This window comes from Bacteriovorax sp. DB6_IX (assembly GCF_000447775.1).
Lineage (GTDB): Bacteria > Bdellovibrionota > Bacteriovoracia > Bacteriovoracales > Bacteriovoracaceae > Halobacteriovorax_A.
The window spans coordinates 1-7423 of the sequence record NZ_AUNJ01000025.1; the positions used below are offsets into that span (position 1 = coordinate 1).

Here is a 7423-nt window from a genome sequence, read left to right on the forward strand (position 1 = left end):
ACTTCTAAGAGACACGAAACCACTATGTTGATCAAGGAAGTCAAATCCCCAAACAACTCCATCAAACTTCATAACCTGCTCAGTCTTAACCAATGCCGATGCAGAAAACATTATCATCACTAAAAATATAAATTTCATTTGTTAAGTATAACAGAGCTTTCGGTGCCATGCACTTTTTGTTTCGCACTTGCTAAATGGCTTATGTTGGGAAAGCCCTCTTTGATGGAGGGCTTTTTTTGTTTTTGGTTTTGTGGTTTTTTTTGCGGAGATGGTCTCCGCACATGCTCAGAGTCAAAAGCTCACGTTGTTCGCGTTTTTTTGACTCTGGCACAACGGTAAAGCTCCGACGTCAAAATGCTTGGCATTTTGACGCGGGCGTTATTGAGATCTTAAAAATGCTTCGTAAATACAGGCCTCAATTTTTTCTGGTCCGTCTGGCATTTTTGCGCAGTGAAGTTTTGTGTTTTTCTTTCTGCGTTTTTGATACTCAAAGTTGACCATGAATGTTCCTGTTTCCGGATTGAAACTTGGGAAGACCATGAGTCCACCGGCAGAGTCATCCTTTTCATGCATTCTCATCACCATTTTTGTAATTAGGTGACCGGCCACTGCTCCGTAGAAAACGTCTGACAAGAAGTGCTTTCTGTCGTGAAGACGTCCATAAGAAGTTAGGGCGGCAACACCATAAGCGAGGTATGGGATAACCTTATTATCTTTGTAAATTTCAGCAAAAACTGTGGCAAATGACCAAGCTCCTGATGAGTGTCCTGAGAAGAATGACTTTCCAGGAGTTCCCCATGCCATTGATCCCATATCTGCATTTGGTCTGGCACGACCAAAGGTCTTTTTAAATCCTTCCGTAACAATCTGTGTGGCAATTTGTGATGTCACAACATAGAGCCCGGCCTTAACAAGTTTGTTATCCTTCATAACAACACCTAGAAAATAAGATCCGGCAGCAGCGCCACCCAAGATGGCCCTGTGGTTTTCATTTGTTGGTTTAACAATTCTCTCTGTAAACTCCGACTTGTGGTCTTGGACAAAGTCCATTGTGGCCTCATCAGATGGGAATAGAACAAGCCCCAGTGATGCCGATGCCGCAAGCATTAGAAGTTCCTTATCCTTTAAACCAAGTGGAATAAAGTATCCTTTTTGCTTTAGCTCAGGATCGTACTTCTTGAGAAGCTTCGAAAATTCATTAGGACTCATTCCACCTGTAAGATTTTGCAGGCGGATTTGCTCCTTCTGAGTCTCCATTGAATCGAATATAGCCTTGTTCCTCCTCGCTACATCCTTCAATAGTATTCTTACAGCTGTAAATATCATCCAGCATACGTTTCGCTGTTGATCTTAGATCCAGCTCATTTTCATCAACTACTACACAACCTTCGTAGCGCCATTCACAATCTTGATCATAGTAAGATTTGAATCCGTCTGTTTCCCAGAAAAGCTGGCCCTCTTGGGCGAAGCCGTTCACAAGCATGGTTGATAGTAATAACCCTTTTAGTATCGTCTCTCTTAGTCTCTTCATGAACATGTTATAACGCATAACATCAAATAAATCTTCACGATTGTAAAAAAGATATATTTACCAAATAACAGCTAGTTACAAACGCGTTCAATATTTTACAAAATGAGCCTAGGTAATCTTCGCCACCTTAATAATTAAAACTAGTTAAAAGGTAGAATAGAACTAATGAAAATGCCTAAGAATATGAAATTCACCTATATGATGGTGGCGACCATCATCTCTGCCCTTGGTTCATACGCCTTTAACTTTGCCTTCATGACTCATATTTACAAAGTCTCTGGTGGAGATAAGACCTACATGGGACTCACACAACTCTTCTTCATCACAGGAATGTTACTTGGAAATATCTCTGGTGGCCCAATTGGAGAAAAGCATAATAGAAAGAATATTTTAATTCTTTGTGAGCTCATAAGACTTCCCCTATCAGTTGTCTTTCTTCTAACTAATAATATTTGGGCGCTACTTTTTACGCATGGATTTAAAACTTTCTTTGCAGGAATTTCAACTCCTACGAAGAGGGCCTTTATTACTGATATCGTCGAAACTGAACATATAGACAAGGCCAATAATATTTTTTCTGCCAGCTACGCCATTGTTCATATTGCTGGCCCCTTAATTGGAACTTGGGGTTATAGCTACTTTAAAAAGCTTGATGAAATTGTCTACTTGGATATGGCAACATTCGCGCTCTCAATCATCCTGCTACTACTCATTCACAATGTTGTTGAAATAAAGAAGAGTTCGACAAATTTCTTCGAAGATCTCAAAGAAGGAATTAACCATATAAAAGGGCGCTATGACCTAAGAGGACTTTACGAAAGACATGCTCTTGTTGGCGTCTTCTCTGGAATTGTCATTCCCTTAATTCTTCCCTTTCTAACAGAGGTGCTCGCTAAAACAGAAAAAGAATATGGTGTAATGATGGTCGTCTTTGGAGTTGGTGGAATTACAGGCGCCATCTTTAACAAGAAGATTAGCCAAAAACTTGGACTTGGGAAAACTCTCTTTTACACTTCACTAGTAGAGCCTATTCTATTATTTCTTTGGGCCAGTGGGATTAGTTATCACTTCTCACTCTTTATTTTCTTTCTTTGGGGATTTCTCTTTTTCACAAGAGCGCCAGGGCAATTTAACTACCTTGCCAATTTTGTAAATAAGTCCTTTATCTCAAGAACAAACGCTGTGCTGGATTTTATTTTTACACTCACGAATATTTCGGCATCCTTTTTGATTTCAATAATCGGAAACCGAGTTGAAACAAAGGGATTACTTATTGGAGCGGCCCTAAGCTATGCCGTAATAAATATTATCAGATTTAATGCCTTTAGTTCAAAGGCCTTAAAAAGAGAAGAACATGAAGCATAAGATTATCAATTTCATTATCAATAGACCAATACAGGCCATTATCCTCTCACTGGTTGTCGTGGCCCTCTCTATTCCAGGGCTTCTTCAAACAAAGCAGAATTTCAGTTACCGCGTCTGGTTTAAAAAAGATGATCCACTTTTAAAATCAATTGATAAATTTGAAGATGAATTTGGCTCTAGTGAGTCAACCGTTATCGTCGTCACAAACCCAGAGGGGATTTTTAATAAGAAGACACTCTCCTATATTGGAAAGATTACGGAAGAGGCCATTTATATTCCAAGTGCCGCTAGAGTTGAGTCCATTACCAATTACAATTGGATCTCCTCTCATGATGATGAGATTATGATTGATTCTTTTCTCAGTGAAGATGCCGAGCTCAACCAAAGCACAATCCAGTCAATGATACAAAGAGCAAAGTCTAGTGATGAGATTATGGGACACTTTGTGGGAGAGAATCTGAAAGTCGCTCTCATCTTTGTAAAATTGCGCCCGCAAATGGGAGAGAAAATAAAGTATAGTGTCATCCTTAAACAAATCGATGATCTCTTAAAGAAATACCCGGCGCCAGAAGGTGTGGAGCTCAGAGTCACAGGAAATGCAGTTATTACATCGGCCTTTAAGAAATCGGCCATGCAGGACTTTAAGATTCTTTTGCCCCTGCTCTTTGCTCTGATTTGTTTCTTTATCTACTATCAATTTAGAAGTTTTAAAGTCTTAGGAATCTCAATCCTGACAATCACACTCAGTATGATTGTTATGATTTCTTTTTGTGGTTATCTCAATATTCCAATTCATAACTTAACCGCTATTACACCGGAATTTATCATTGCGATTGGACTGGCCGATGCTATTCATATCGTCTCCACCTTCTATCTTTTTAAAACCAGTTTTGATCAAGAAACAAAAGAGGCCATGAGAAGTTCACTTTCAAAGAACTTCTTACCAACAATCATTACAAGTATCACAACGACAATTGGATTTCTAAGTTTTATGACGGCCGATATTCAAAATATCGGAGATATGGGTATCATTGCAGGGATAGGAACATTACTTGCTTGGTTCTTTACCTTCTTCTTCTTGGCCCCTCTCTCACTAATGGTCGTTAAGAAGACCTCTCAGACTCGAGAAGTTAAAATTCCAATTAACTTTAAAAAGTATGTTCACTTTCTCTTAGAAAATAAGAAGAAAGTCTATCTCTTCTATACAACACTCGCTGCTATTTGTATCTATATTGCCATGGGCCTAGAAGTCAATTCTGACCCACTAAGATACTTCAATGAAGACTTCCCTATTGCCAAAGATTTAGATTATGTTGAAAAGAATGTTGGTGGTGTTTTCTCTATGGAGATGACACTCGATACAAAGCTCAAAGATGGAGTTAAAAATCCTGAGCTTCTTAGAAATGTCGAGGCCTTTTCAAATCGCATTACCGAGGAGTTTTCCCATATCACTCAAGTGGTCTCTATAGTTGATGTCATCAAACGCATGAATGAGGTTCTTCACAACGACAATAAAGACTTTCATCGCATCCCTGAGACGAAAGAGCAGATCGCACAATTTCTCTTTCTCTATACATTAAGTGTTCCAGAGGGTTCTAATCTCAACGACAAGATGACTCTTTCACAAGATAAGATGAGAATAACAGCACTTATTAAGAATCAAGATTCCAAGAGCGCGATTGCCATGGCCCACAAGATTCAAGATATCGCAAAAGAGATGAATCTCGATATCAAACTGACTGGAAAGCGTTTTCTGTGGCAATCAATTAACGAAAAAGTTGTTAGCTCATTTCTTATCTCACTAGGATGTGCACTCGTTTTAATTTCATTCATTCTTATGGTCTTTCTGAGATCAGTGAAGATTGGTATTGTGAGCTTGATTCCAAATATTATCCCGATTATTTTTACAGCAGTTCTCTTAGAAATTGTAGGAAGACCTCTTGATATTGGTTCGGCCGTTATTGCTTCAATTGTTCTTGGGATTGCAGTTGATGATACGATTCATATCAGCTCGAATTTCTTGGCCCTGCGTAGAAAGGGACTAAATAGTGAGGATGCTTTAACAGAGCTCTTCACAAAGACAGCTCCTTCACTCATCATTACTTCAGTCATCCTTTCGGCCAGCTTTGCAAGTTTTATGTTGGCAAGTTTTATCCCGAATCAAAACCTAGGGATGTTAATGTCAGGAGGACTCCTAGTGGCATTGATTACAGATTTAAGTATCTTGCCACTAGTGCTTAATGATGTTGACTAGCTATTTCTGCGATACGCTTTTGACTCATCTGTGCCCACTGCGGGCGCAGTTCGATCCCAGAAATATAACGACCTAACTTAATTGTCGCATCAGGAGTTGAACCAGATCCAGTGAATGGATCAAGAATTCGATCTCCCGGTTTCGTATAAGTTCTAATTAGGGGCTCAAGCGATGAAAAGGGCTTGTGATTAGGGTGATCACCCCACTTCGAGGCCAGGCCTTCTTCATCATATTTGGTAATCACAGACCACTGAATTGGTGGATCCTCTGGTGCCAGCTCTTTTTGCGGAACCTTAGAAAAAACAAGGGCCACTTCATAGAGTCTAACATTAGTTTCATTACCACTATTCTTTTCTTTAGCAATCTTTCCCCAAAGAAACTCACCGTAGAAATATTCATAACCCAACTTAAGCGCCGTCGCCTTAATTGGCGCGATTCCTAAGTAGTTTGTCCAAATCACAAGAACACCATCATCGGCCACAAATTCTGTCGCTGCAGACATCCACTGCTCAGTGAAGCGGCGATAGGCCTTAATATTCTCATAACGAGTGACGGCCTCATGATTAATCTTGGCCTTCTTCGGGTCGCGAAGTTGTCCGGTCTTCTTATTTCTTCTAACTAGAAGACAATACGGTGGATCAGCATAGAGCATCTGTGCCTTATTCTCCCCCATGATTTTGCGATAATTTTCAATATTTGTAGAGTCACCATTGATATGGAAATGGGGACCAAAATTAAATAGTTCTGCCATGTGCCCTATATAACAGACTTTGGAAACCATTGAAAGCATTGGATATGGCCGACTAATTTTTATACAGTCCACAAGAGCTAAGTAACTAAAACTTCGACAGTTATTTTGGAATAAATCTTGCATTTTATTAAAGGAATTCAAAGAGATGACTAAAGTAATATCGGAGAGAATTATGAATTTTGAGGAAAAATTCGAGTCCTTAATTGAGGTCCTAATCCAAAGCCCACAACCAAATAAAGAGTTTTTACACTTTATGGGCCCTAAAGGCATTGCGAACTCACTTGGACATGATGAGATCTTAAAGCTATCTAAGGACAAGGCCCTTAGACTCATGACGATTTCAAATAAAGAGCCGATACTAATAGAAGGTGAAAATACGTTAGAATTCCTCACTAACTTCTTCGCCGTTATGATGAGTGGAAATATTCCTGTTCCAGTCACAACAAATCTTTGGATTAATGATGAGAGATATGTAGAAATTATTAAAAGTATTAAGGCCACAACAAAGGCCAATATTCTACTTGGGAACTCTTCCCTACAAGAACTTATTCGCGATATGGATCTTTTACTTGTAAGTAAAGAGAATTGGAAAGATCTTAAAAAACGTGAAAAAGAAGTCTACATGCCAAATGCCGACGATATTGCCTTTATTCAATTTTCATCAGGCAGTACAGGAAATCCAAAAGGCGTCGTTCTTAAGCACAAGCAAGTACTTGCCAACTTAAGACAAATTACTAATGAAATTCACGATGAAGAAAGAGGAAATAATGTTATTACATGGCTTCCAGTTCACCATGATATGGGACTAATTGGAGGAATCCTCACACCTTTTATCAATCAATATGATGTCTACATTATGACACCATATGAATTTGCAGTTAATCCAAATAAATGGTTAAAAACGATCTCTCAATATAGAGGGAATATTATTGTTGCGCCAAACTCTGGTTATCACATGGCCATGAAAAGAGTGCGCCAAAAAGTTCTTGATAGCATTGATCTTAGTTCTGTTCGAATTGCACTTTGTGGTGCTGAACCAATCAATTACAAAACACTTGAGAACTTCTATGAGACATTTAAAGTCGCAGGACTTAAGAAAGAGGCCTTTGTTCCATGTTATGGGATGGCCGAGAATACTCTAGCAATTAGCTTTCACCGCAATAGAAGGCCATTTAAAGTTGATATTATCTCTAAGAAAGAGATGCTTGAAAATCAAAGAGCTTCAACTAGCGGATCAAAAGATGAAAGAGATAATCTTTACTTTGTCTCATGTGGGAAACCACTTGCCGATATTGAAGTCAAAATTGTTGATGATAGAGGAAATGAGCTCCCTGAGAGATCAATTGGAAATATTCTCATTAAAAGTCCTTCAACCACGGAAGGATACTACCAAAGAGAAGATATTAATAAAGACCTCTTTCAAGATGGAATGCTAAAAACTGGTGATCTCGGTTATATGGTAGGAGGAGAACTTTATATTACAGGTCGTAAAAAAGACCTCACTATCGTTAACGGGCTCAAT

At 38.9% G+C, this 7423-nt stretch carries 6 protein-coding genes; 3 read left to right on the top strand and 3 right to left on the bottom strand.

What is annotated here, in order from left to right; genetic code table 11:
• Positions 1–378: 378 nt before the first annotated feature.
• Together M901_RS00780 and M901_RS17325 are read right to left on the bottom strand one after the other, a co-directional pair.
• Positions 379–1257 carry a phosphatase PAP2 family protein gene (locus M901_RS00780; protein WP_021276249.1) on the bottom strand — a complete coding sequence of 293 codons (879 nt, stop codon included), beginning with the start codon at positions 1255–1257 and terminating at the stop codon, positions 379–381.
• Positions 1199–1549, bottom strand: a complete 351-nt coding sequence (locus M901_RS17325; protein ID WP_157679749.1) for a hypothetical protein — start codon at positions 1547–1549, stop codon at positions 1199–1201. Before M901_RS17325 ends, M901_RS00780 begins: the two co-directional genes overlap by 59 nt.
• Positions 1550–1696: 147 nt before the next feature.
• Between M901_RS17325 and M901_RS00790 the strand changes: the two genes are divergently transcribed.
• Both M901_RS00790 and M901_RS00795 read left to right on the top strand, forming a co-directional pair.
• The gene (locus tag M901_RS00790; protein ID WP_021276247.1) at positions 1697–2896 is read left to right on the top strand and encodes an MFS transporter; all 1200 of its coding nucleotides are present in this window, start codon (positions 1697–1699) and stop codon (positions 2894–2896) included.
• Entirely contained in the window at positions 2886–5150 is a 2265-nt protein-coding gene (locus M901_RS00795) for an RND family transporter (RefSeq protein ID WP_021276245.1), read from the top strand. Before M901_RS00790 ends, M901_RS00795 begins: the two co-directional genes overlap by 11 nt.
• Here M901_RS00795 and M901_RS00800 read toward each other — a convergent pair.
• The gene (locus M901_RS00800; RefSeq protein WP_021276246.1) at positions 5134–5901 is read right to left on the bottom strand and encodes a site-specific DNA-methyltransferase; all 768 of its coding nucleotides are present in this window, start codon (positions 5899–5901) and stop codon (positions 5134–5136) included. The genes M901_RS00795 and M901_RS00800 overlap by 17 nt on opposite strands.
• 145 nt (positions 5902–6046) lie before the next feature.
• Here M901_RS00800 and M901_RS00805 point away from each other — a divergent pair.
• Positions 6047–7423 (top strand): AMP-binding protein (locus M901_RS00805; RefSeq protein ID WP_157679750.1); only part of this gene is annotated, 1377 nt, incomplete at its 3' end.

What these genes read in the sequence shown, in the direction of transcription:
- M901_RS00780 (WP_021276249.1), bottom strand. Translation starts at nt 1,257, where the DNA reads ATGGAGACTCAGAAGGAGCAAATCCGCCTGCAAAATCTTACAGGTGGA.
- M901_RS17325 (WP_157679749.1), bottom strand. Translation starts at nt 1,549, where the DNA reads ATGCGTTATAACATGTTCATGAAGAGACTAAGAGAGACGATACTAAAA.
- M901_RS00790 (WP_021276247.1), top strand. Translation starts at nt 1,697, where the DNA reads ATGAAAATGCCTAAGAATATGAAATTCACCTATATGATGGTGGCGACC.
- M901_RS00795 (WP_021276245.1), top strand. Translation starts at nt 2,886, where the DNA reads ATGAAGCATAAGATTATCAATTTCATTATCAATAGACCAATACAGGCC.
- M901_RS00800 (WP_021276246.1), bottom strand. Translation starts at nt 5,901, where the DNA reads ATGGCAGAACTATTTAATTTTGGTCCCCATTTCCATATCAATGGTGAC.